Below are 22,987 nucleotides of genomic sequence, written 5' to 3'. Positions count from 1 at the left end.
AGTACGTCAAAACTACTATTGTATATAAAAAAGAGAAGTGCAACAAATACTTTAAAATGTGTTGTAAAATGTGTGTTTTTATACAATAAATGCAATAAAAAATCTCCGAAAACCTTATAGAAAAAGTATGGATTTTGGGAGATATTTTGTAAAATATAAAAGAATTAAATGATTGGAAACTAATTTTAGATTTCTAATGATTTTAGAATATTTTTTTTACTTGATTGTAATCTATGAAATATTTTGCGCTAATGGATATGATATGGTTTAAGTTTTGATTGTTAAGCAAGCTGGTGTAATTGTTCCCGAAATCTTTGTTGATTAAATTGTCGAATTTGGCCGCATTGCTTCGGTACAAAAGGATTAATTGACTTCCTGGCGCAAACCACCAATTGTATGACACATCCAAATTCCAAGTAATCAGGTTTTGATTTTTGTTTTCGGCATAGTTGTCATAAGGGCTAAGTGTTCCATTATTTTCTAGTTTAAGAAAATTTTTGTTTTCAGTGTAGGACCAATAATAACGCGCAGAAATGTCAAAATTCATTTTACTGTTTATGGAATATTTCCCATTTAGGGTATTGGTATATGTGACAGTATTTCTATTGGCGTAAATAATAGTGTTTGGCGTAATGGTGTTGTTGTCTTCATTTATGCTGTCGGTAAAACCTTTATTGTTGTTTTGTTTAAAAAAACTAAAGGCATAATTCAATGCTAAATGATCGTCGAAACGGTATCTAGGACTAAAATTAATTCCAATGGATTTTCTTCCAGATTCATTTAATACTGCAAACGAAGGTTCAATGTCGAAGGCAAATTTATTGTTGTAATTAGTTGAAATAGTGAACCAACTTCCAAATCTTGTTGGGTCAATACTATAACGACCTGCTGTTCTTGGTTCGTAATAATTATAATTTTCCATCGGACGATATTGAAGCCCAAAACCTACATAATGATTCTTTTTGGTTGTTGAATTTACGTTTAAATTAATCTGGTTGCCCTGTACTTTGCCTGTTTCTTTTTGAATTTGGTTAAAGGCATTGATATTGGTATTAAACGAGTTGAAAATTTTAGTTGGATTAAGAATGCGATAGCTGGTATTGCCGTAAAAACTATAATAATTAGTTTCGAAATTAATTCCTAAATCGTTGCTGTCAAAATCTTTTGAGACCATATTGGCTCCAATGTTATAACGGTATTTGCCACTCGTTTCAGAAAAATCCAAGGTGGTATTTATTCCTGTTTTTTCTTCTTCAATGTCATTTACGTAACTGTATTCGAAATTCCCTGCTAGATTGTACGTGTTTTTGGTCGTATTTAAATCCCAAACCAGTGCTGAAACGTTTCCGTCTCTAAAGAAACCATTTCGTGTGACATTGGTATTTATAAATGAAACGGAAGAGTTTTTGTGAAAACGTTGGTCGAAAACAATGATGTTGTAGTTGGTCAAAGGCTCAACCAAAACGGCATTTGTTTCTTGCGTATCGGTATTTTTAATCGTGGCATACGCTTTTTTTGTAACGGCATTGAGGTATCCAATTCCTAATCCACCTTTTGTTCGACCTGATATTTTGGTGGCATTGTATAATTCTGTGCTGTTCGGGTTTTCGATTACTTCTTCATTCGGTTTTGCATCCGGGTAATAGGAAGGAGAGCCTCCGATTCTCCTGGAATAAAAAAGATTTCCTTTGCTGAATAAATCTGTTCCTTCCGTAAAAAAACCTCTATTTTCATTAAATTGTTGTTCAAATGGACTTAAATTCAAAATACGATCGTCGTATTTAGTTTGACCAAAATCCGGAATAAGCATGGCATCGAGAGTAAAGGCGTCGTTTATCCCGTATTTGATGTCCAAGCCACCTTTCAATTCGCCATAGGTTTTTTGATTGGCATTGGCATAAGTATAGAAAGAAGCATAAGGCAAAAAGAAAAGTCGGGTAGGTGTCTTAATGTTTTCAATGCCTTCCAAGATGCCATTTTGCTGGGTAAAGGTTCCAATTTTCGAATCAATAAAATTCCAAGATTGTTTTTCTCGATCTCTGCGGATTTCTCTAAAAAAATTGATTCCCCAAGTTTGTGTTTTTTCACTCGAAAATCGCAAAGCTGCATAAGGAATTCGCATTTCTACTGCCCAACCAAATTCGGTAATGACGGCTTTGCTCTCCCAAACGGCATCCCACGAATAATCCTCTCCATTGGTATCTGTTGCCAGGCAATCAGCTTGACCATCAGCTGCATTGACAAAAAACTGAAAATTTTGTTGGCCGTCATTATAACCATTGATAAACACTCCAAAAAAATCAGATGTCCCAAATTCATCTCTTTTGTTGATTTCTTTCAAGATTTTGTCGGGTTCATTGTCATAAAGTAAAGCACCAACATAAATGGCTTCGTTATCGTATAATACGCGAACTTCGGTTTTTTTGTTTTCCTTGACGGCTTTGCCATTATCAGGTTGAAAAACAACAAAATCAGTAGCAAGTGGCACTGATTGCCAAATGGCTTCATTTAGTTTGCCATTTAGAGTTATCTTTTCTGATATGAATTTTGTTTTTAACGTTTTTTTCTGTCCGTATCCTAAAACAAAAAATAAAAGAAAGTAAAAGAAATAATATTTTTTCATTTAAAAGATAGTTTAAGTATTCAAAACTTTAAAAGCTGTTTTCTTTATCGAAAAGCAAGATTTAAAAACTTTGTCGAAAGAATAGACTATCGAATTATTCTATTGTTACAGTTTGGAAGGAGAAAATTAAAACTTATTTTTCACCACATTGTAATCAATGTAATAGCGTAAACTAATTGAAAAAATATTGGTCAAGTTACCGCCAAAAAGATTGTTGAAGTTTTCCTGGGTGTTTTTCTCGACAATATTTGTACTTTCTTGTGCGTAATTTCTATATAAAACTGAAAGTTCGCTTCCTGGGGCAAACCACCAAGAATAAGAAAAGTCCAAATTCCAAGAGTTGAAATTTCTATTTTTGTTTTGGGAATAACTATTGTTTGGCGTTAAATAACCGTTGTCTTGGAGTGTAAAAAATTCGTGATTGTCAGAATAGGACCAGTAATAACGTGCTATGAGATTAAAAGTCATCTTATTTGTAATGGAATATTTTCCGGTAAAATAATGTTGTGTTATTTCCCTATTTCGTTCGCCAAAAATAACATCCGTATTGTCAAAACCAACCCAGCCTCTATCGTTTACCATTCGCGTATATTCGAAATTGTATGACAATGAAAATTTGTCGCTGAACCTGTATTTTGTTCCTCCAAAAACTCTATAAATGTTTCTGTTTTCTTCGTCAAATTTTTCGGTTGAAAGTTCAATTTCATAATGGAAAGGTCTGGTTTCATCAGAATAAAACTGACCATATCCTATGATGCTTTTAGGTTTGTAAACATAGCTTCCATAAGAACGGGGCTCGTAAAAATCGTAGCGATCCAGAGGGTTTACTTGCAAAAGAAATTCAAGGTAATGATTTTTTAAAGTTGTGGCATTGGCTATAATTTTATACCAACCTTCTTGAGTTTTGCCAGTCGTGTTTTGTTTTTCAATATTGACGGCTTGTATGGCTTTAAAAGTATTGAAGACCTTTGTGGGGTTGACAATTCTGTAGCTTGCTTCTCCATAAGCAGCTTGGTAATTAGTGTAAAAAATAATTCCCAAATCGTTTATGTCATAATTTTCGGAGATGTATTTTGCCGAAAATAAATACCGGTACCTTCCACTGGTTTTGGCAAAATTCAAGGCTGTTTTATACCCGTCATAATCTTCTAAGTCATTGATGGCGCTGTATTTGAAATCGCCATATAAATTATAAGTATTCGCTTTTGTATTCAAATCGAATAATAAAGCCGAAGCATTGGCATCCCGAAAATTTCCATCTCGAAGGGTATTCGTATTTACAAAAGTAACGGATGAGTTTTGGTTAAAACGTTGATCAAAAACCAAGACATTATAATTTACCAAAGGGGATATGACTTCTTTTCTCGACAGGTTTGTATTGGTGTCTTGAATGGTTGCATACGTTTTTTCGGTAACGGCATTCAAAACCCCGATTCCTAATCCTTTTTCCGTTCGTCCCGAAATTTTTACGGCATTAATTAAATCAACGGTGCTTGGATAATTCGTAATTTCCTCATTGATTGTGGTATTTGGTTCGGTAAGGGGTTCGCCGCCAATTCTTCTGGAATAAAACATGCCACCTTTTGCAAACAAGTCGGTTGCTTCCGTAAAAAAAGGTCGGTTTTCATTAAGCAATTGTTCGAAAGGTTCCAGATTGAGAATGGCATTGTCAAATTTGGTTTGTCCAAAATCCGGAACTAATATGGCATCGAGGGTGAAGGCATCGTTTATTCCGTATTTGATGTCCATTCCAGCCTTTAATGTTTTGTCGGAACCCAATTCATTTTGTTGGTAATATGCTGATGTGTAAGGAATCAAGAAAAGTCTGGTGGGAGTTTTTATGTTTTCAATTCCTTCCAGAATCCCTTCTTGGGTAATTATGGAGCCAATTTTAGTATCCACGCGATTCCAAGTATATTTTTGAAAATCACGTTTTATTTCGCGCATAAAATTGATGCCCCAAGTTTGTTTTTCGGCTTTGGAGAATCGTAAGGCTGCATAAGGAATTCGCATTTCAACAACCCATCCAAATTGGGTAAGTGTCACTTCGCTGTTCCAGATGGCATCCCAAGTGTAATCCTCGCTGTCATCTGTGGCCAAACAATCCATTTGTACTCCGGCAGCGCTTACATAAAATCTAAAGTCTTGCTGTCCGTCGTTGTACCCGTTGATGGAAACTGAAAAATGGTCTGAAATTCCAAAAACATCTCTATTGGTTAATTCTTTTGAAATTTTATTGGGCTCCTCATCGTGTAATATGGCCAATACGTATATGGCGGTATTGTCATAGAGTATTTTTACGTCTGTTTTTTTTGTGTCACTAATGGGTTTCCCGTTATCAGGTTCAAACATTATGAAGTCAGTGGCTATTGGAGCTGATTGCCACGCTTTTTCGTTGTCTTTTCCGTCAATGATAATGCTTTCTACAGTCGATTTTGCCTGAAGTGTCTTTTTTTGGCCGTAAGAGCAGAAATTAATAAAAATTAAAAAAAGCAGAATTGAAGAGAAAAACTTCGGCATATATTGTGATTATGTTTAAGCAAAAATAGTAAAATTAACACAAAAAGCAAACAAAATGTGATTTTTAAACTCTTGTAAAACGCATCAAATACGCAGCAAAATCATATTTTTTTCTTAATTTTTTTCAAAAAAAACATTTCTGTTGTACATTTGCAGTCCCTAATCTGAAGTATAACCTATACATTGTCAATGATTTATAAGACATTTCCGCTTATTTTGTTTTTGTTGTTTTCTCTTTATTCAAACAAAACTAATTTTTCCGATTTAGAAAATTCTAAAAAACCAGATGTGGCCATTGTTGCAAAACCTACTTTTGATTCAAAGGCAGAGGTTGTGTATAAATCGCTGAATTCCAATGAATTTGAGTTGCCAAATCTCGAAGGTTTCAAAGAAGCCCTTAAAGGGTTTTATATATTAAAAGAAAAAGGATTGGTTCAAAAAGATATTTTAACCTTGGTCGATTTTAGTTTGTCATCCAATGTCAAAAGACTTTGGGTAATTGATTTGGCCACCAATACTATTTTGTACAACTCACTGGTTGCCCACGGAAGAAATACCGGAGATGAATTTGCCAATAGTTTCTCTAATGCCAACAAGTCTTTTAAAAGTAGTTTAGGGTTTTATGCCACGGGTGAAGTCTACAACGGAAAACACGGAATGTCATTAAAATTGGACGGTCTTGAAAAAGGGATTAACAATAATGCAAGAGAAAGAGGCGTAGTGATCCATTCGGCAGCTTATGTTTCAAATTCATTCATCAAGAGCAATAAAAGATTAGGAAGAAGTTTAGGTTGTCCTGCCGTTCCAGCAGAATCCCTGAATGGAATCGTAAACACGATAAAGAATAAATCCTGTTTGTTTATTTACCATCCTTCAAGAAGTTTCAAGACTATTTCGGATTTATTTTCCTAATTTATCATACAAATCGGCATCAAGATTATAGATGTCGTCTCGAAAAATCAAGGTATTTTTTTCGCTCCAAGCCGTCCAATACAAAATATGAATGTTGACTTGTTTTTTTATATTGATGTGTTTGGTTTCCTCGCTTTGGAGTGTTTCGGTGATTTTTTCTAAATTCCAATAGGTTGCATCATCCAATAAATATTCGGTTAATTCTAATGGATTGTCAACTCTCACACAACCGGAACTCAAGGAGCGCTCTAATTTTGTGAAAAATTCTTTGTGATTAGTATCGTGTAAATACACGGAAAAGCGATTCGGAAAAGTTAGTTTTACCATTCCAAGCGAATTAAAAGTTCCCGGACTTTGCACATAACGATAACTATTTGCATTGGATAATCTCCAATTGCTTGCCGGGACTACATTCCCGTTTTTGTCATATAATTTGATGTTGGTTTGGGCTAAATAGTTTCGGTTTTTTAAAATGGCAGGAATCACGTCTTCCCTCAAAATAGTTGGTGGAACAGTCCAAGTGGGATTGAAAATTGCTTGTGTCAATTTTGAAGAGAGCACTGGCGTTTTTCTTTTTGCTCTTCCCACAATTACTTTATGGATTCTTATCGTGTCTTGATTTTTGACCAAGGTTAATCTATAATCGGGTATATTGATGATTAGATATTCGTTTCCCATTGCTCTTGGAAACCATTTCCATCGTTCCAGATTGGCCATAATTTGTTCACTTCGCTGTTTTTTCGAAAAGTTAAGCGATGCAATAGTTCCTTTTCCAATAATTCCATCCGCGGCCAATCCGTGTCGAGTTTGAAATTTTTTTATGGCTTCTACGGTTTCACTGTCATAAATTGATGAAATGCTGTCTTTTGAAGGCAAGTCTTTCCAGTAAATTAATCTTTTTTTGATGCCAATTAAAGAGGAATTGGTGTCGTTCAGGACAATTTTATTCTTTATTTCTATTTTTTTAAAAACATCTTTCGGTAAAGTGGTAATTATTTTAAGGGCATTTTTTAATCTTTTGTATACAAGATGTTGGGGTTTTAGTAGTTCGATTTTTTCTGCCAATGAATCGCTTTTAAGTAGTTGTAAAATGGTCTCGTTAATGTCGATTTTGTTTTCTTTCAAATCCCAATTCGAATATAATTTTCTAGGATTTAATCTTCCGTTGGCCAAATGTGAAATGTATTTTTGAAAACTTTGAGTAAGTAAAACATCATAGTTTGCCATTTCTTTATGGGATAAAACAGCTATTTTTCGTTCGTATTTTTGCAATTTATTTGTGTTGTAATCCGCAGGATTTAGCCCTTCTTTTTCGGAATTAAGGAACTGCTCCATTATGATTTTTCTGTTTTCTTTTGATTCCCAAACAGTTTTGTAACGAGTGGATTTGTAAAATTCCTTGAGTGTTTTGTTGTCAAGAGTGTTTAGCAAAACACTGTCTATCAGGACTTCTTTTCTTTCGGGTTGAACCGCTGCAATTGGGGCAGGAGTGGGAGTTGCATGCTTTTTTATTGCCTCTTTTTCACAGCTGAAAACATTGAATATCAGAAATAAAACAAAAAATTTATTCATTTTTATTTTTTTTAAACATCACGATATGTTCTCCAACATCGGGTATGTCGAAAGAAATTCCTTTCTTTTGATATCCCATTTTTTCATAGAATCCAATGGCTTCCATTCTGGCATTGAACCAAATTAAATCTATGCCTTGGTTTTTGCATTCCTCTTCGCCATGGATGATGAGTGCTTTGCCAAAATCTTTCTTCCTATGGCTTTCCAATACTGCCATTCCTCGAATTTGGTATTGATTTTTTTCCAAGAAAGTGGGGTTGTTTTTTTTAAACAAGGAGATGATGCCTACTAATTTTTGGCTCAAATAAAGCCCAAAATGTTGGGTCGATTCCAAGTCATCGCCATCAAAGTGGCAACTTTCTATAGGTTTTCCCTTTCGAAGCACGGGAAGTCTTACGGAATAGGTTGCTGTGGCGGCTATTTTTTTTATGATTGCCATAGTAATATAAAAATAATGAATTTATAACAATTTAGTTTTAAAACGATTATAAAAAAAATAATCTTTTTGGATAAAAAAATAAAAAAAAAGCTTGCAAAGAACTTGAATTGTTTCTTATATTTGCACCACAGTAATGCGAAAGTAGCTCAGTTGGTAGAGCTCCAGCCTTCCAAGCTGGTTGTCGCGAGTTCGAGCCTCGTCTTTCGCTCCAAAAACCTCAAACGAAAGTTTGGGGTTTTTTATTTTAAATAACTCAAGTCTGTTCCGCTTTCGATTTCTTCTGGAGTTTTATTGCATAAAAAGAGGCGAGCCTGCAAATTTCCTTTCAAAGTTATTGTATTGCCTTTTACGGCTAACCAGCTTCCTTCTCTCAATCCTAAAACAGGTGTATTGTTAAACGCATGGAACTCTTTTATTCTAGTTTCACGAGTTTCTCCCATATGTTGTGAGTTCATGTCTGGGTCAAGATAATGCGGATTCAAATTAAAAGGAACCAATCCCAGCGTTAAAAAACTTGGCGGATAAATAATAGGCATGTCATTTGTGGTTTGCATGCTCAATCCGCAAATGTTGCTTCCGGCGCTGGTTCCTAAATAGGGAGTTCCGCTTTTGACAGTTTCCGCAAGAACGGTCATTATTTTGTTTTGGTACAATTGGGTCACCAATAAAAAAGTATTGCCGCCACCAGTAAAAATTCCTTCTGCATTAGTGATGGCTGAAGATAAATCTTCGAATTCGTGAATTCCTTTTACTTCTTTATTTATTTTGGCAAAAGCCAAAGCGACCTTTGCGGTATATTCCTCGTGCGAAATTCCACCGGGTCTCGCAAACGGAATGAATAGAATTGTTTTAGAATGCTCGAAATGCGCGCTCAATTCGGGTAATAAATAGTCTAAATAATCTCCTCCGTGAATCGTTGAGGTACTGGCAATAATTATGTTTTTACTCATAATTTTAATTTTTTTTTTGGAATTCGTGAATCTTTGATTTCATTTTATTTTGCAGAATTTGTTTGGGTTAAAGATATGAAATCTGGTTTTTTATTACTTCTTTTTATCGTTTTTAATTAACATATTTTTATCAAGTCTTTGTAAATTAATTGGGAAGGCATTGCGATACTTTTACATTTCAAGAACACCTGATTAGTTTGTTAATGAAAATTAAAACATGTCTCTTCTTTATTTTGGTTGCCAATTTGGTTTTGGCTCAAGAGTCTGCTAGAACGACCCTGGAAGGTAAAATCTGTGCCAATACCTTGGATCTTGAAGGAGTTTATGTTATCAATTTAAAAACAGAAAAATCCACCATAACCCAAAAAGAAGGCTATTTTTCGATACCTGCAACACCAGGAGATACTCTTGTATTTTCGGCGGTACATTTAAAAGGAATCCGGATTGGCCTAGAGAAAAAAGATTTTGAAAAGGAGTTGTTTCTCGTGAAATTAGATGCCGTAGTCACCCAATTAAAGGAGGTGGTGGTTCGACGATACGACAACATTAATGCTTTTTCGTTAGGCATTGTTTCCAAAGGAAAAAAATCATACACTCCTGCCGAGAGAAAATTATATGCTGCCACTAGTCTCAATCCAACAGCCAGCGGCGACGGAATGGCTGGAGGTTCTATTTCTGCCGATCCATTGCTTAATTGGATGTCTGGACGAACTAAAATGCTTAAAAAAGAACTAGAGGTCGAAAATAAAGAGTCTTGCCTGTTGCTGCTTGAAAATATGTTCGACAAAAATCATTTTGTCAATATTTTAAAAATACCTTTGGAATATGTTAAAGGGTTCGAATATTTCATTGTTGAAAACGAGAGATTTACCACTATTTTGAAATCTAAAAATAAAACAATGACCGAATTCTTGATGGGAGAATTGGCGGTAAAATACAACGAAATAATTGCCTGTGAGAACGAATAATACCCTTATGTTTTTTTTGTTTGTATTTTGTCAAGTGACTTTTTGTCAAACTAATGGCGAGAAATTGCTCCACGGAAAAATAGTGGTCGATTCCGGGAATGTAGGCGGAGTTACCATTATCAATTTGGTGAATGAAAAAACTACAATAAGTGATGGCAATGGCGAATTTTTCATTTTGGCTAAAGCCGAAGATTTATTGGTTTTCTCCTCCGTAAATTTAGAATATTACCGCAGGATAATCGAAGAAGAAGATTTGAAAACAGCAGTCTTGACCATAAAAATGACTGCAAAAATCACAGAACTCGAAGAAGTAATTGTCAACAAACATCCAGAAATTAATGCTGTTTCGCTGGGAATTTCGGCAAAAGGCATCAAACACTACACGCCGGCGGAAAGGAAATTATACACGGCAAATTCAACACCAGTTGACGCACTTTTAAATTTAATGTCTGGACGAACGGCGATGCTCAAAAAAAATCTTGAAGTCGAAAAAAAAGAGCGTTTATTGGCTTACATTGGCGCACTTTTTGACGATGAATATTATACAAGTACACTGAGAATTCCTGCCAATTACATCAAAGGGTTTCAGTATTATTGCATTGAAAAAGAAGAATTTGCAGCTTCTGTACGTTCTAAAAACAAAACGACAATCAAGTTATTGATTGTTTCATTGGCCAAAACATACAATAAAATCATAGCAGATGAAAACTAAAATAGTAATTCTAGTCCTGTTTTCGTTTTGTCAATTTTGTCTAGGACAAACATTGATTAGAAAACCATTGCACGGCGCGGTAGTAAATGATTCTGTCAAGGTAGAAAGCGGTTCAGTATTCAATATCAATTCAAAAACCAGGTCGTTTGTAAATTCTCAAGGCCTTTTTGATATAATGGCAAAAAAGAACGACACCTTGCTTTTTTTGAGTTTTGGACTAGAAGCTAAAAAAATTGTGCTGACCGATAAAGATTTTGCTGTTTTATTGTTTACGGTAAAATTAAACACCTCCATAACTCCTTTGGAAGAAGTTGTCGTCAAACGCACCTACATCAAGCCCAATGTAGGCAATATCCAAAGAATTATAGACACTGAGTATTTTGAAGACGAACAGTCTTCGTCGGACAATCCATTAATGCCATCAAAAATAAAATACGGCATGGACATTGATCGAATTGGTAAAATGATATGGAAATCGTTCTTCAAGGAGAACCCCAACAAAGAAAAAGAGGTTGACTATGGTAATTTTTCCAATATTGTATCCAAGCGAATCCATTCCTTTTTCTTTACCAATACATTGAAGTTGAAAGAAGATGAAATTGGACTTTTCCTTATTTATTGCGAAAATGATCCCAGGGCGAAAGCACTTCTAAAACCCGAATCTGAATTTGAATTAATCGAATTTTTAATTGGCAAAAACGAGGAATTCAAAACATTTGCTATTTTTGAAAAATGAAAAAACAAATTTTATATCCTTTATTTTTGTTCCTTTTTTTGACAACCTCCGCTTTTACTTTGCACAAATTTTATATGGCGGTGTATCAAGTAAATTATGCTCCTGAAAAGAAAATGCTTCAAATTACTGCCCGAATCTTTATCGATGATTTGAATAAAGCACTCGAAAACAAGTATAATAAAAAGCTCTATTTGGGAACGGAAAAAGAGACCGCAACAGAATTGATTTTGGTCAAGGAATATCTAGCCAATCATTTTTTCATCAAAGTAAATAAGCAGTCAAAACCCATGAATTTTTTGAGTAAAGAAGTGGATGGCGATGTGTTGATTTGTTATTGGAACATAAAAGGAGTTTCTAAAATCAATTCTCTTGAAATCTACAATACCGTTTTGACGGATTGGTTTCCTGAACAAAAAAACGTCGTTAATGTTGCTGTTTTGGGAGTAAAAAATAGTTTTCTTTTCACAAATTCCACCGGCATCGAAGTGTTAAAATATTAATATTTAAGTCTTCATCTCAACAAAAGTATTATTTTCACAAACTGAAAAGTATCCCATTCTGTTTATGAAAAAAATTTTATTATTATTTGTTTTTCCAATGCTTGTATTGGCTCAAGAAAAACCAGCTGCGGCAACTTCAAAAGAATCTGGCAAAAAGGATTCCAATAAATTCAACCAGATGTATGATTTGTTGGCAACTCCAAACATGTTTCGTACCGCTTCCGGTGCGCCAGGACCTGCCTACTATCAGCAGCAAGCCGATTATAAAATTGATGTAGTTTTAGACGATGCAGCGGCAAAATTGAGCGGTTCTGAAATCATTACTTATCACAATAATTCACCAGATTCTTTAGCGTATTTGTGGATACAACTAGACCAAAATCAAGCGGCAAAAAACTCCCAATCGCCTTTGGTAGAAAATCAAAAAACGCAGCAGGTTTACACTGTCAACAATTTTGCAAATAAATTTTTGAAGCAAGACTTGGAGCGCGGTTTTAATATCGAATATGTCAAAGATATCCAAGGGAAACCATTGACTTACACCATAAACCAAACAATGATGCGAATTGATTTGCCCGTTGCAATGAAGCCGGGCGAGACTTATTCATTCTCCATCAAGTGGTGGTATAACATTAATAATTACAGAACAGAAGGAGGTCGTTCCGGTTACGAACTTTTTGAGAAGGAAGGGAACAAATTGTATGTAATTGCACAATTCTATCCTAGAATGGCGGTTTATAATGATGTCGAAGGTTGGCAAAACATGCAGTTTTGGGGAAGTGGAGAGTTTACGCTGCCTTTTGGGAATTTCGATGTAAATATCACTGTTCCGGCTGATCACATACTCGAAGCTACTGGAGAATTACAAAATAGGAGTGAAGTATTCACGCCAGAACAAGTAAAACGATACGAATTAGCACAAAAAACATTTGACAAACCCGTAATGGTGGTTACACAGGCCGAGGCTGAAGCTGCTGAAAAAGGGTTTTCCAACAAGATGAAAACCTGGAAATTTAGTGCTAAAAACGTTCGGGATTTTGCTATTTCCACTTCAAGAAAATTTCTGTATGATGCGATGGCGGTACAATTAAGCAACAAAACGGTAATGGCAATTTCGCTTTATCCAAAGGAGAGCAATCCGCTTTGGGGCGATTTTTCCACCACGACCATTGCCCATACTCTCAAAAGCTATTCTGCCCATACTTTTGATTATCCTTATTCAAAAGCAATTTCCGTTTCGGCAGAAGACCAAGGAATGGAATATCCAATGATTTGCTGGAATAGAGGAAGACCAGACGAAAATGGATATATCAGTGATCGAGTAAAACGAGGTATGGTTAGCGTGATAATTCACGAAGTGGGACATAATTTTTTTCCAATGATTGTCAATTCTGACGAGCGTCAATGGTCTTGGATGGACGAAGGACTGAACTCCTTCATGCAATACATGGCTGAACAAGAACTGGAAGCCAATTATCCATCGACTCGAGGACCTGCCCATAAAATTGTTCCTTACATGAGTGGCGATCAAAACTTCTTGGAACCCATTATGTCGAATTCCGAAGACATAAATGATTTTAGTTCCAATGCTTATGGAAAACCGGCAACTGGACTCAATATTCTTAGGGAAACCATTATGGGAAAAGAATTATTTGACTATGCTTTTAAAGTATATGCCAATCGATGGAAATTTAAACATCCAACACCCGAAGATTTTTTTAGGACGATGGAAGATGCTTCGGCAGTAGATTTAGACTGGTTTTTTAGAGGCTGGTTTTACACTACGGATTACGTAGACATTGGAATTAAAAACGTCATTCAATATTATGTTTCCGAAACACCAACCAAGGAATTGAAAGATGTCACGGTCAAGAAAAAACGTTTCGGAGTTGAAAAAGGCCCATATTTATACATGATTTCGGAAAAAAGTGAAGAGTTAAAAAAAGACCAAAAACAACCAATGCAAGTTGAATCGGTAAAATTGTTTTCAGATTATGTGGCTCAAAATTTTTCGACCGAAGAAAAAACAAACATAAAAAATCCTAAATACTTCTATGAAGTCGAGTTTGACAAACCAGGAGGAATGCTAATGCCTGTCATTGTCGAAATCACTTATGACGACAACACAATAGAAAATTTTAAATTTCCGGCACAAATCTGGAGAAAAAACAATGAAACAGCCAAAAGAGTTTTTGCAACAGAAAAAGTAATCAAGAAAATTCAAATAGATCCAAAACTGGAAACTGCCGATGTTGATGTGACGAATAATAGTTGGCCAAAGGAAAACGTGAAATCTAAATTTGATTAATGTTAATTAATTATAAATTAATACATCTTGTAATATGGCAAGTTTGTAACTTTGCAACTTAAAAAAATATAAATTATGTTTGGAATAGGTGGAGGTGAATTAATTTTCATAATGTTTATTGTTCTAATGCTTTTTGGTTCTGATAAAGTGCCGGAAATGGCTCGAACTATGGGAAAAGCGATGGCACAATTAAAAAATGCCACAAACGACATAAAAAACGAAATTCAAAAAGGTGCAGAAGACAATGGTTTCGATCAAAAAATGTTGAATGACTTAACCAATAATATTACTTCCGAAATCAATAGTGCCAAGGCAAATTTACTGGGTGACACAAATCCATTAAAAGGAATTTCGGATTCTTTTTCAACTGAAATCAGCAAAGTCCAAAGCAGCGTGTTAGATGATGCAACTTCTCAAGCCGATAAACTAAACGAAGAAATAGAAGATAGTATTGGTCCAATAAAACGCAAAAAATAATGCTGGAAAAAATACGGTCTCTAGATGTAGAATTATTTGTTTTCTTGAATGGTTTGGGTTCGGAGACTTACGACGGATTTTGGTTAATGGTTACCAAACAATACAGTTGGATTCCGCTTTTCATGTTGTTAATTTACCTTATTTACAAGAAATTAGGGACAAAACAAACCTTGTATTTACTTTTATTCGTGGCGATTTTGCTCGTTATCACGGATCAAACCGCTAATTTATTCAAAAACGGAGTCCAAAGGTTGCGTCCTTGCAACAATCCAGAAATAAAATCCTTTATACGAATTGTGCAATCCAGGAATTCCTTTAGTTTTTTCTCGGGTCACGCCACAAGTTCAATGGCGGTTGCCACATTTTTATACCTAATTTTCAAGAAGCATTTCAACTACTTTTGGCTGCTGTTTTTGTGGCCGTTAATCTTCGCCTACAGCCGAATTTACTTGGGATTGCATTATCCTTTGGATATTCTTTCCGGATATTTGTGTGGTGCAATTTTGGGTTTTTTGATGTTCAAGTTCTATCAAATCGTCCAAAAGAGAAATTTTACAGATGTATCCAATTAATGAGTTGTGGGAATATTTTGGTAATTTATTAAAATAATTTTATGAGGATATTAAATGTATTGATTCTTATTTTTTTTATTAATTCTTATTCTCAAGAGAAACTACGTGTAGATGAAATTTATACTATAGATGGTCTTACTTATAAATCTTTTGATGGTGAATTGTTTACCGGGATTGCTCAAAAAAACAGAAATAACAATCATTTAAAATATGAAGTTGAATTTGAAAAAGGAGTTTTAGTTAAACAGACTGTTTATTTTAATACACGAGAAAATCAAATAGCTAGAGAAATATTTTACAAGAATAAAAAATGGAACAAACCATTAAAGGAAATATCTTATGGTTTGGATAGGGATTATAAATGTGTAAAGAGCTTTAATAGCAATGATGAAAAAATACTAGATGAGGATTATGAAAATGGAATACTTGTTTATAGATGTGAATTTATGAAAAACAAAAAAAATGGTATTGAATTTAGTGTAAATAAAAATGGTATAAAAACGGAATGTAAATATGAAAACGGAAAATTTTTAAAATAGTTTTTATATTACAAAACCCGACTAACCGTTAAGCCGTCGCGAATGGGCAACAAAACCGTTTCCACTCTCGGGTCGTTTTTCAACAAAAGATTGTATTCCAACAGTATTTTGGTACTGACATCTTTTGGATTCAAGGGTTCGAGAACTTTTCCGCTCCACAACACATTATCCGAAAGAATGATGCCGCCTTTGTTCATTTTGGGTACTATCAATTCAAAATAATTGATGTAATTTTCCTTGTCTGCATCAATAAAAACCAAGTCAAATTTTAGTTCCAACGTTGGGATAATATCAATTGCTTCGCCAAGGTGTTGCACGATTTGATTTCCCCAAGGTGATTTGTCAAAATGTTTGCGCTGAAAATCGACTAATTCTTCCTTGATGTCAATGGTGTGCAATGTTCCGTTTTCCTGCATTCCTTCGCACAAACACAAAGCCGAATAGCCTGTATAAGTTCCAATTTCCAATATATTCACCGGACGAATCAATTTGGACAACATACTCAAAACACGTCCTTGAAAATGACCGCTCAGCATTCGTGGCAACAAAACTTTCTGATAGGTTTCTTTGTTTAAAGCCGCCAATAATTCAGGCTCTTTTTCGGAATGTTGTTCAATATAATTTTCTAATTCTTGGGAAATGAAGTGCATTATTTTAATTTAAAATTACTCAAATTTTGATGGTTGTTCCAAAAACGCAATAAGTAAATCGTTTCGTTTTCAATGGAATAGTAGAGGGTGATTTGCTTGATGATTACCATTTTGAAAACATTTTTGTAATCAGATTGGGCAAAAATCACATTTCCATTGGATAATAAATTTAGGAAAAAATCTACTTTTTCAATGAAGTGCAAAACTTCTTTTTCAGACCAATAGTGTTCCAAATATTCAATATTTTTCCAATAGTCATTCTTGGACAACAGAGTCCAACTAATTTTCATTTTTGAAATATTTTGGATACCTTTTTTGGGTTTCTTCCATTACTGCATCATGCGAAACGGTTTGCTCGTTGGCGACTTGGATGAGTGCTTCGTCTATCGCTTTTTTTTCCAACAATGTCATCGATTGAAATGAAGCGTCGTTGGTCAAATCTTCATTCAAATAATTGTCAAAAACCGAGGCTACGATACGCAATAAACGTTCGTCCGCATTTTCGATTTGCATCTGGATTTTTTGTTTTAATTCTGGAACTCCCATAACAGACTGTTTTGAAAAAACAAAGTTACAAAATATAATTTGACGCTTATAAAAATTCAGTATAATTCAAAATAGTCATTAACTTTGCAGGATGATGGAAAAACAAGACATTAGAGCTTTATCTAAAGAGCAATTGCGTGATTTTTTTGTTGCCAATGGCGATAAATCCTTTCGCGGAAACCAAGTGTATGAATGGTTGTGGAGCAAGGGCGCACACAGTTTTGACGACATGACCAATCTGGCCAAAACGACCCGGACGATGCTCGAAAACAATTTTGTCATCAACCACGTCAAGGTTGATACGATGCAGCGAAGTGAAGATGGAACGGTGAAAAATGCGGTTCGTTTGCACGATGGTTTGGTGGTCGAGAGTGTCCTGATTCCAACCAATACTCGAACAACGGCTTGTGTTTCGAGTCAAGTGGGTTGTAGTTTGGATTGCAATTTTTGCGCCACGGCACGATTGAAAAGAATGCGAAATTTGGAGCCAGCCGAAATTTACGACCAGGTAATTGCCATCGATAAAGAAAGCCGCTTGTATTACAATCATCCCTTGTCGAATATTGTTTTTATGGGGATGGGCGAACCGTTGATGAATTACAATAACGTGATGAAAGCCATCGAAATGATTACTTCCAACGAAGGTCTGGGAATGTCGCCTAAGCGCATCACGGTTTCCACTTCGGGTGTTCCAAAAATGATCAAGAAAATGGCCGACGACGAAGTGAAATTCAAATTGGCTGTTTCCCTCCATTCCGCCATAGATGAAATTCGTTCCAAGATTATGCCTTTCAGTGCCAGTTTTCCATTGGCCGATTTAAGGGAAGCTTTGGAATATTGGTATCGAAAAACCAAAAGCAAGATTTCCTATGAATATGTGGTTTGGAAAGGAATCAACGACAACAAGGCTTCGGTTGATGCCTTGGTCAAATTCTGTAAATATGTTCCCTGCAAAGTCAATTTAATCGAATACAATCCCATCGATGACGGCGAATTCCAGCAAGCTTCGGAAGAGTCTATCAATGCCTACATCAAAGCACTCGAAGCTATTGGAATAGTGGTAAAAGTGCGAAGAAGCCGCGGAAAAGACATCGATGCTGCTTGTGGCCAATTAGCCAATAAAGAAGCATAAAATTAAATATATAGTTGCTGTTTTTTTATTCGAAAATAGTATATTTGAACTCTTATGAATATCACTTCGCAAATAAAGCAGCCTATTTTTAACGAAATGGAACTTTTCGAAAAAAAGTTCTATGAATCGATGACTTCAAAAGTGGCTTTGCTCAACAGAATCACTTATTATATCGTGAATCGAAAGGGAAAACAAATGCGTCCAATGTTTGTTTTCTTGACCGCAAAAATGGTTTCGGCGGGAATGGTAAACGAAAGAACGTATCGTGGCGCTTGTGTCATCGAACTGATTCACACCGCAACTTTGGTGCACGATGATGTTGTTGACGACAGCAATCGTAGAAGAGGTTTTTTCTCCATCAATGCACTTTGGAAAAACAAAATTGCGGTTCTCGTTGGCGATTATTTATTGTCTAAAGGGTTGTTGTTGTCAATTGATAACGGTGATTTTGATTTGTTGAGAATTATTTCAGTTGCCGTTCGTGAAATGAGCGAAGGCGAATTGTTGCAAATCGAAAAGGCCAGAAGACTCGACATTACCGAAGAAGTTTATTATGAAATCATTCGAAAAAAAACCGCCACATTAATTGCAGCTTGCTGCGCATTAGGCGCAAAATCGGTTCTTGAAGATGAAATTCAGGTAGAGAATATGCGAAAATTTGGTGAACTCATCGGGATGGCTTTTCAAATCAAGGACGATTTATTTGATTATACGGATGATGCCATTGGAAAACCCACCGGAATTGACATCAAGGAGCAAAAAATGACTTTGCCGTTGATTCACGTTTTGAATAATTGTACTTCCAAAGAGAAATCCTGGCTCATCAATTCCATAAAAAACCACAACAAAGACAAGAAACGGGTGAAAGAAGTGATTACTTTCGTGAAAGACCATAATGGGTTGTTGTATGCTGAACAAAAAATGGCGCAATTCCAGCAAGAAGCGCTCCAGCTTTTAGATAATTATCCCCAATCTGCGTTTAAAGATGCCCTGATTTTGATGGTGAATTACGTTATCGAAAGAAAAAAATAATTTTTTTCAAATAAAAATATATCTTCTAAAACCTTAATTTCATTGAGGTTTTTATTTTTTTAGCTTAAAAATGGTATTGCCGATGCAACCTTTTTGCAAGCAGATGCGTCTTACTTATAGAAACACTTTATAAAACAAAATTGAAGGTACTTTACTTAAATCAAGAAGAAAATGAAATCATTCGTTTGGCCATCGAGAACAATCGATCCGCTCAACAAAAGATTTATGCCCAGTTTTCTTCGAAAATGTTAAGTGTTTGCCGACAGTATATAAAGGATATTCATCAAGCCGAAGATACTATGATTACGGCTTTTATGAAAGTATTCACTAATTTGAAAAATTTTCAGCACCACGGAAGCTTTGAAGGATGGATTAGACGAATTATGGTTAACGAATGTATTTCGCATATCAGGGTTCAAAAGAAAGTGAGTTTTATTGAGGACGAGAATTATTCGGAAGATAGTTTCAATAATATCGAAAGTCGGTTTTCTGTGGAAGACATCCAATTTTTAATTGACAATTTGCCGGATGGTTACAGAATGATTTTCAATTTGTACGCGATAGAAGGTTATAAACATCAGGAAATTGCCAAGATGTTGGGAATCAACGAAGGGACATCAAAATCGCAATTGTCACACGCCAGAAAATTATTGAAAGAGCAAATAATAAAGCTAAACAATTACAGCAATGGAACAGAATAAATTAGAAAACGAGTTTAGAAACAAACTCAACCAGCGCGAAATCAATCCCAGTGAAAATGCTTGGGACAGGCTTGATGCGATGCTGACTGTTGCCGAAGAGAAAAAGCCTATTCGAAGATACAGTTGGCTTTATGTTGCTGCCAGCATTATTGGATTGGCATTTTTAGGAACCTTTTTTTTTAGTCAAGTAGATAAAAATATTGTTGTTGAAGAGAACGAAGTGGTAATTGAAAATAATCAAAAAGTGGAGCCAATTCAAAAGGAAGCACCGTCAATAATTCCTTCAAATTCGCAAAAAGAAAGTTTAGCAGTAATCTCGGAAGTGAATACGGTAAAAAAGAATCGTCGAACCATGAAATCGCTAATTAAAAATCAAAATCAAGTTGTCCAAAATTCAAATTCAGACAGTTTAACACCAAGGCACAAGGACAACCAATCCATGCAAGAAACTGAACAAATTGCTTCTTTAAACACTAATAATAATTCAGTTGACGAAATGCTTGCTGTTGCTCAAACTGCTTCAAAATCAAGCAATTCAAGAGCTATCGTAAGAGTAAATCCCAATGCGTTGCTTTCGCAAGTGGATGGCGAATTAGAACTTTCGTTTCGAGAAAAAGTAATTAATAAAGTAAACAAGAATTACCAAACCGTAAAAGTGGCTTTGGCCAACCGCAACCAAGAATAAATCATTAATCACCATTTAAATATTACATTATGAGAAATTTTACAATTTACTTAGTACTACTGCTATGCCTTTTTGCAAGCAAAATGTTGGCGCAAGACCCTAGCCTAAAAGACGGACAGTCGAATCAAACCTTTGAAAAACAGGCCAAAAATATTGCTTCAAATATTGAAAACATCACTAAAGAGGAAAAAGCCGCTTTAAAAAAGGAAGTGGATGCCGTAAACGATGAATTGGCAAACGGGACAATAAGCAAAGAAGAAGCAGAACGTAAAAAGGAAGCATTGGCAAAAGTCAGGGCAATCAACATTGAGACAAGAGTTGCCAAAGAGCAAGAAAATCTTGAAATTTTAGTTCAGAAAAAAGTGGATGGAAAAATTGCAGAGAGCGATTCGACTAAAATCAATTTGATTAACATAGGTTATGATAAAGATATTTTTAAAACCAAAGGCGAAAAAAGAACCACCACCCAATTTGTCCTCGCTTTTGGAGCCAATAATTTGGTGACTGATGGTGTGGTTGCAAACTCTGATTTTAATTATTGGCAATCTCGTTTCTTCGAATGGGGATTAACTTATAACACGAGAATTTTCAAAAACGATAATTTATTGCATTTAAAATATGGGTTTTCAGTGATGTACAATACTATTCATCCGACAGATAACCGTTATTTTGTAGCTGACGGGAACAATCAAACCAATTTGGAGATTTTTCCTTATGAATTAGAAAATTCCAGTTTCAAAAATGTATATCTGGTTGCACCATTGCATTTGGAGTTTGATTTCTCTGGGAATAAATTAAAAGACGGAAATTCCGGTTTTTCGACACACAAAGGAGTTCGTTTCGGAATTGGGGGTTACGGCGGTTTTAGAATAAAATCGAAGCAAAAAATGTATTACAACATTGACGATGATAAAATAAGCATAAAAAACAAAGGGAATTTTAATGCCAATGATTTGATTTATGGCGTGAGCACATACCTTGGTTACAAAGAAACCAGTTTGTATTTGAAATATGATTTGAATTCATTATTCGAAAATAATGTGATAGACCAAAACAATATTTCACTCGGTATTCGTTTCGATTTTAATTAAGATTTGTTTGAGTTAGTTAATGTAAAAGCCGCCGTAAATTTTTCGGGCGGCTTTTTTTATTATGGAATTTATGAGTTTAATTTGGTCAAGGATAATTCCAACGCTTTGTAAGTAAATGAACTTGGTGATTTATGAACCTGATGAACTTCTAAAATGGCATTTCGAATGGTGGTTGAAACATCTTCAAATATACTTTCATCAGTGAGTTCTGAATCGTGCTGCATCAAATAAGCAAAAACCCTTGCCATTCCGCAGTTTGCAATAAAATCTGGAACAATGCTAATTTGCTCATCTGCCCATTTTGCCGTAGGGCCAAAAAATACTTCGTCATCAGTAAATGGAACATTGGCACCACAAGAAACAAGTTTAAGCCCGTTTGAAATCAACGATTTTATTTGTTCTGGACTGACAATTTTAGATGCTGCACCGGGAATAAAAATATCGGCGTTGAGTTTCCAAATTTTTTCATTGATTTCTTCAAAAGGAATCAGGTTTGGTGCACAAAGTGAATTCCCGTCTTTGGTGTCAAACAAATGCTTGATTTCGTCCAAATTATAACCTTTTTCATTTATCAAACCGCCGTTTCGGTCAATAATACCAACAATCAAAGCACCGTTTTTAGCCAAAAAACTCGCAGCTGCCGAAGCTACATTTCCCCAACCTTGAATGATGACTCTTTTGCCTTTCAGATTTTCCTTAAAATAAATATCAAAGAAATGTACCACGGATTGTGCCACTCCGAAACCAGTTATCAAATCGGCAACCGCATATTTTTTTGGACCATCTTGTTTGTAATTGGAATCCTCAATTATTTTGGAACAGCCGTAACGCAATTGTCCCAAAATTTTGATGGCATCGCCACCTTGCGAATGCAGATGTCCATTGACAACGCCTTCTTGTGGATGCCACAATCCCAAACTTTCGGTAATGGGAATGACGTCTTTGAGTTCGTCCACATTCAAATCGCCTCCTGTTCCATAATAATTTTTTAGAATTGGGAAAACGGCTTTGTACCATCGTTCCAAAACTTCTTTTTTTCGTGGATCTTGTGGGTCGAAATTGATTCCTGATTTTGCTCCGCCAATGGCTGGTCCACTAACCGAAAATTTGACTTCCATTACTTTTGCCAACGAAATCACTTCTTCTTTTGTCAATCCCTTACGCATTCTGGTTCCGCCGCCAGCCGCGCCACCACGAAGTGAATTGATGACAACCCAGCCTTGGGCATCAGTTTGGGAATCATTCCATTCGAAAATAATTTCGGGAGTTTTGTTTTTGTATTTTTCTAATAGTGGGAACATAATATTTTGATTGTTGTTAGT

Annotated in this window: 23 protein-coding genes and 1 tRNA gene; 15 read left to right on the top strand and 9 right to left on the bottom strand. The window is 35.4% G+C overall.

Annotated elements, in window-relative coordinates; translation table 11 throughout:
* Nucleotides 1-202: 202 nt before the first annotated feature.
* Nucleotides 203-2,623 (bottom strand): DUF5916 domain-containing protein, encoded by a 2,421-nt coding sequence (locus tag C0430_RS13260; protein ID WP_290871036.1) that lies wholly within the window; start codon nt 2,621-2,623, stop codon nt 203-205.
* A gap of 126 nt (nt 2,624-2,749) precedes the next feature.
* Nucleotides 2,750-5,143 (bottom strand): DUF5916 domain-containing protein, encoded by a 2,394-nt coding sequence (locus C0430_RS13255; RefSeq protein WP_290871034.1) that lies wholly within the window; start codon nt 5,141-5,143, stop codon nt 2,750-2,752.
* A 189-nt stretch (nt 5,144-5,332) separates the two neighbouring features.
* On the opposite strand from C0430_RS13255, the gene C0430_RS13250 reads away from it, so the two are divergent.
* The gene (locus tag C0430_RS13250; protein ID WP_290871032.1) at nt 5,333-6,055 is read left to right on the top strand and encodes a murein L,D-transpeptidase catalytic domain family protein; all 723 of its coding nucleotides are present in this window, start codon (nt 5,333-5,335) and stop codon (nt 6,053-6,055) included.
* Here C0430_RS13250 and C0430_RS13245 read toward each other — a convergent pair.
* Entirely contained in the window at nt 6,044-7,627 is a 1,584-nt protein-coding gene (locus C0430_RS13245; RefSeq protein WP_290871030.1) for a L,D-transpeptidase family protein, read from the bottom strand. The two genes, C0430_RS13250 and C0430_RS13245, sit on opposite strands and share 12 nt — an antisense overlap.
* Nucleotides 7,620-8,066: a GNAT family N-acetyltransferase gene (locus C0430_RS13240; RefSeq protein ID WP_290871028.1), complete on the bottom strand. Its 447-nt coding sequence runs from the start codon at nt 8,064-8,066 to the stop codon at nt 7,620-7,622. Before C0430_RS13240 ends, C0430_RS13245 begins: the two co-directional genes overlap by 8 nt.
* Nucleotides 8,067-8,201: 135 nt before the next feature.
* Here C0430_RS13240 and C0430_RS13235 point away from each other — a divergent pair.
* Nucleotides 8,202-8,277, top strand: a tRNA-Gly gene (locus C0430_RS13235).
* Between the two features lie 28 nt (nt 8,278-8,305).
* Here the strand turns inward: C0430_RS13235 and pepE are convergent.
* On the bottom strand, nt 8,306-9,016 hold the full coding sequence (gene pepE / locus C0430_RS13230; RefSeq protein WP_290871026.1) for a dipeptidase PepE: 711 nt from the start codon (nt 9,014-9,016) through the stop codon (nt 8,306-8,308).
* Between the two features lie 203 nt (nt 9,017-9,219).
* Between pepE and C0430_RS13225 the strand changes: the two genes are divergently transcribed.
* From C0430_RS13225 to C0430_RS13190, 8 genes are all read left to right on the top strand, one after another.
* Complete coding sequence (locus C0430_RS13225; RefSeq protein WP_290871024.1) at nt 9,220-9,984, top strand: hypothetical protein; 765 nt, start codon at nt 9,220-9,222, stop codon at nt 9,982-9,984.
* A gap of 34 nt (nt 9,985-10,018) precedes the next feature.
* Complete coding sequence (locus C0430_RS13220; RefSeq protein ID WP_290871022.1) at nt 10,019-10,696, top strand: hypothetical protein; 678 nt, start codon at nt 10,019-10,021, stop codon at nt 10,694-10,696.
* Nucleotides 10,686-11,432, top strand: a complete 747-nt coding sequence (locus C0430_RS13215) for a hypothetical protein (RefSeq protein ID WP_290871020.1) — start codon at nt 10,686-10,688, stop codon at nt 11,430-11,432. Before C0430_RS13220 ends, C0430_RS13215 begins: the two co-directional genes overlap by 11 nt.
* On the top strand, nt 11,429-11,932 hold the full coding sequence (locus C0430_RS13210) for a DUF6702 family protein (protein ID WP_290871018.1): 504 nt from the start codon (nt 11,429-11,431) through the stop codon (nt 11,930-11,932). The genes C0430_RS13215 and C0430_RS13210 overlap by 4 nt, the downstream gene beginning before the upstream one ends.
* A gap of 64 nt (nt 11,933-11,996) precedes the next feature.
* The gene (locus tag C0430_RS13205; RefSeq protein ID WP_290871016.1) at nt 11,997-14,240 is read left to right on the top strand and encodes a M1 family metallopeptidase; all 2,244 of its coding nucleotides are present in this window, start codon (nt 11,997-11,999) and stop codon (nt 14,238-14,240) included.
* Nucleotides 14,241-14,315: 75 nt separating this feature from the next.
* Nucleotides 14,316-14,717: a twin-arginine translocase TatA/TatE family subunit gene (locus tag C0430_RS13200; RefSeq protein WP_290871014.1), complete on the top strand. Its 402-nt coding sequence runs from the start codon at nt 14,316-14,318 to the stop codon at nt 14,715-14,717.
* Nucleotides 14,717-15,289 carry a phosphatase PAP2 family protein gene (locus C0430_RS13195; protein WP_290871012.1) on the top strand — a complete coding sequence of 191 codons (573 nt, stop codon included), beginning with the start codon at nt 14,717-14,719 and terminating at the stop codon, nt 15,287-15,289. Before C0430_RS13200 ends, C0430_RS13195 begins: the two co-directional genes overlap by 1 nt.
* Before the next feature lie 41 nt (nt 15,290-15,330).
* Nucleotides 15,331-15,828 carry a hypothetical protein gene (locus tag C0430_RS13190; protein ID WP_290871010.1) on the top strand — a complete coding sequence of 166 codons (498 nt, stop codon included), beginning with the start codon at nt 15,331-15,333 and terminating at the stop codon, nt 15,826-15,828.
* Nucleotides 15,829-15,836: 8 nt separating this feature from the next.
* Here the strand turns inward: C0430_RS13190 and C0430_RS13185 are convergent, their stop codons facing one another.
* From C0430_RS13185 to C0430_RS13175, 3 genes are read right to left on the bottom strand one after another with little or no spacing between them, the layout of a single operon-like run.
* Complete coding sequence (locus tag C0430_RS13185; RefSeq protein ID WP_290871009.1) at nt 15,837-16,478, bottom strand: O-methyltransferase; 642 nt, start codon at nt 16,476-16,478, stop codon at nt 15,837-15,839.
* Nucleotides 16,478-16,768 carry a type II toxin-antitoxin system RelE/ParE family toxin gene (locus C0430_RS13180; protein WP_290871007.1) on the bottom strand — a complete coding sequence of 97 codons (291 nt, stop codon included), beginning with the start codon at nt 16,766-16,768 and terminating at the stop codon, nt 16,478-16,480. The genes C0430_RS13185 and C0430_RS13180 overlap by 1 nt, the downstream gene beginning before the upstream one ends.
* Entirely contained in the window at nt 16,758-17,024 is a 267-nt protein-coding gene (locus C0430_RS13175; protein ID WP_290871005.1) for a hypothetical protein, read from the bottom strand. The genes C0430_RS13180 and C0430_RS13175 overlap by 11 nt, the downstream gene beginning before the upstream one ends.
* 91 nt (nt 17,025-17,115) lie before the next feature.
* Between C0430_RS13175 and rlmN the strand changes: the two genes are divergently transcribed.
* From rlmN to C0430_RS13150, 5 genes are all read left to right on the top strand, one after another.
* Nucleotides 17,116-18,156, top strand: coding sequence for a 23S rRNA (adenine(2503)-C(2))-methyltransferase RlmN (rlmN, locus tag C0430_RS13170; RefSeq protein WP_290871003.1), 1,041 nt, complete (start codon nt 17,116-17,118; stop codon nt 18,154-18,156).
* A 54-nt stretch (nt 18,157-18,210) separates the two neighbouring features.
* On the top strand, nt 18,211-19,188 hold the full coding sequence (locus tag C0430_RS13165; protein ID WP_290871001.1) for a polyprenyl synthetase family protein: 978 nt from the start codon (nt 18,211-18,213) through the stop codon (nt 19,186-19,188).
* Between the two features lie 140 nt (nt 19,189-19,328).
* The gene (locus tag C0430_RS13160; protein WP_290870999.1) at nt 19,329-19,889 is read left to right on the top strand and encodes an RNA polymerase sigma factor; all 561 of its coding nucleotides are present in this window, start codon (nt 19,329-19,331) and stop codon (nt 19,887-19,889) included.
* Nucleotides 19,876-20,574, top strand: a complete 699-nt coding sequence (locus C0430_RS13155; protein ID WP_290870997.1) for a hypothetical protein — start codon at nt 19,876-19,878, stop codon at nt 20,572-20,574. Before C0430_RS13160 ends, C0430_RS13155 begins: the two co-directional genes overlap by 14 nt.
* A 29-nt stretch (nt 20,575-20,603) precedes the next feature.
* Nucleotides 20,604-21,665 carry a hypothetical protein gene (locus tag C0430_RS13150; protein WP_290870995.1) on the top strand — a complete coding sequence of 354 codons (1,062 nt, stop codon included), beginning with the start codon at nt 20,604-20,606 and terminating at the stop codon, nt 21,663-21,665.
* 68 nt (nt 21,666-21,733) lie between these two features.
* Here the strand turns inward: C0430_RS13150 and C0430_RS13145 are convergent, their stop codons facing one another.
* Nucleotides 21,734-22,966, bottom strand: a complete 1,233-nt coding sequence (locus C0430_RS13145; RefSeq protein WP_290870993.1) for a Glu/Leu/Phe/Val dehydrogenase dimerization domain-containing protein — start codon at nt 22,964-22,966, stop codon at nt 21,734-21,736.
* Nucleotides 22,967-22,987 lie beyond the last annotated feature (21 nt).

Origin of the sequence: Flavobacterium sp., assembly GCF_013823965.1 — a bacterium.
Lineage (GTDB): Bacteria > Bacteroidota > Bacteroidia > Flavobacteriales > Flavobacteriaceae > Flavobacterium.
The sequence above is the reverse complement of the archived record's forward strand: the minus strand, read 5'-3'. Positions and strand labels throughout refer to the sequence as shown.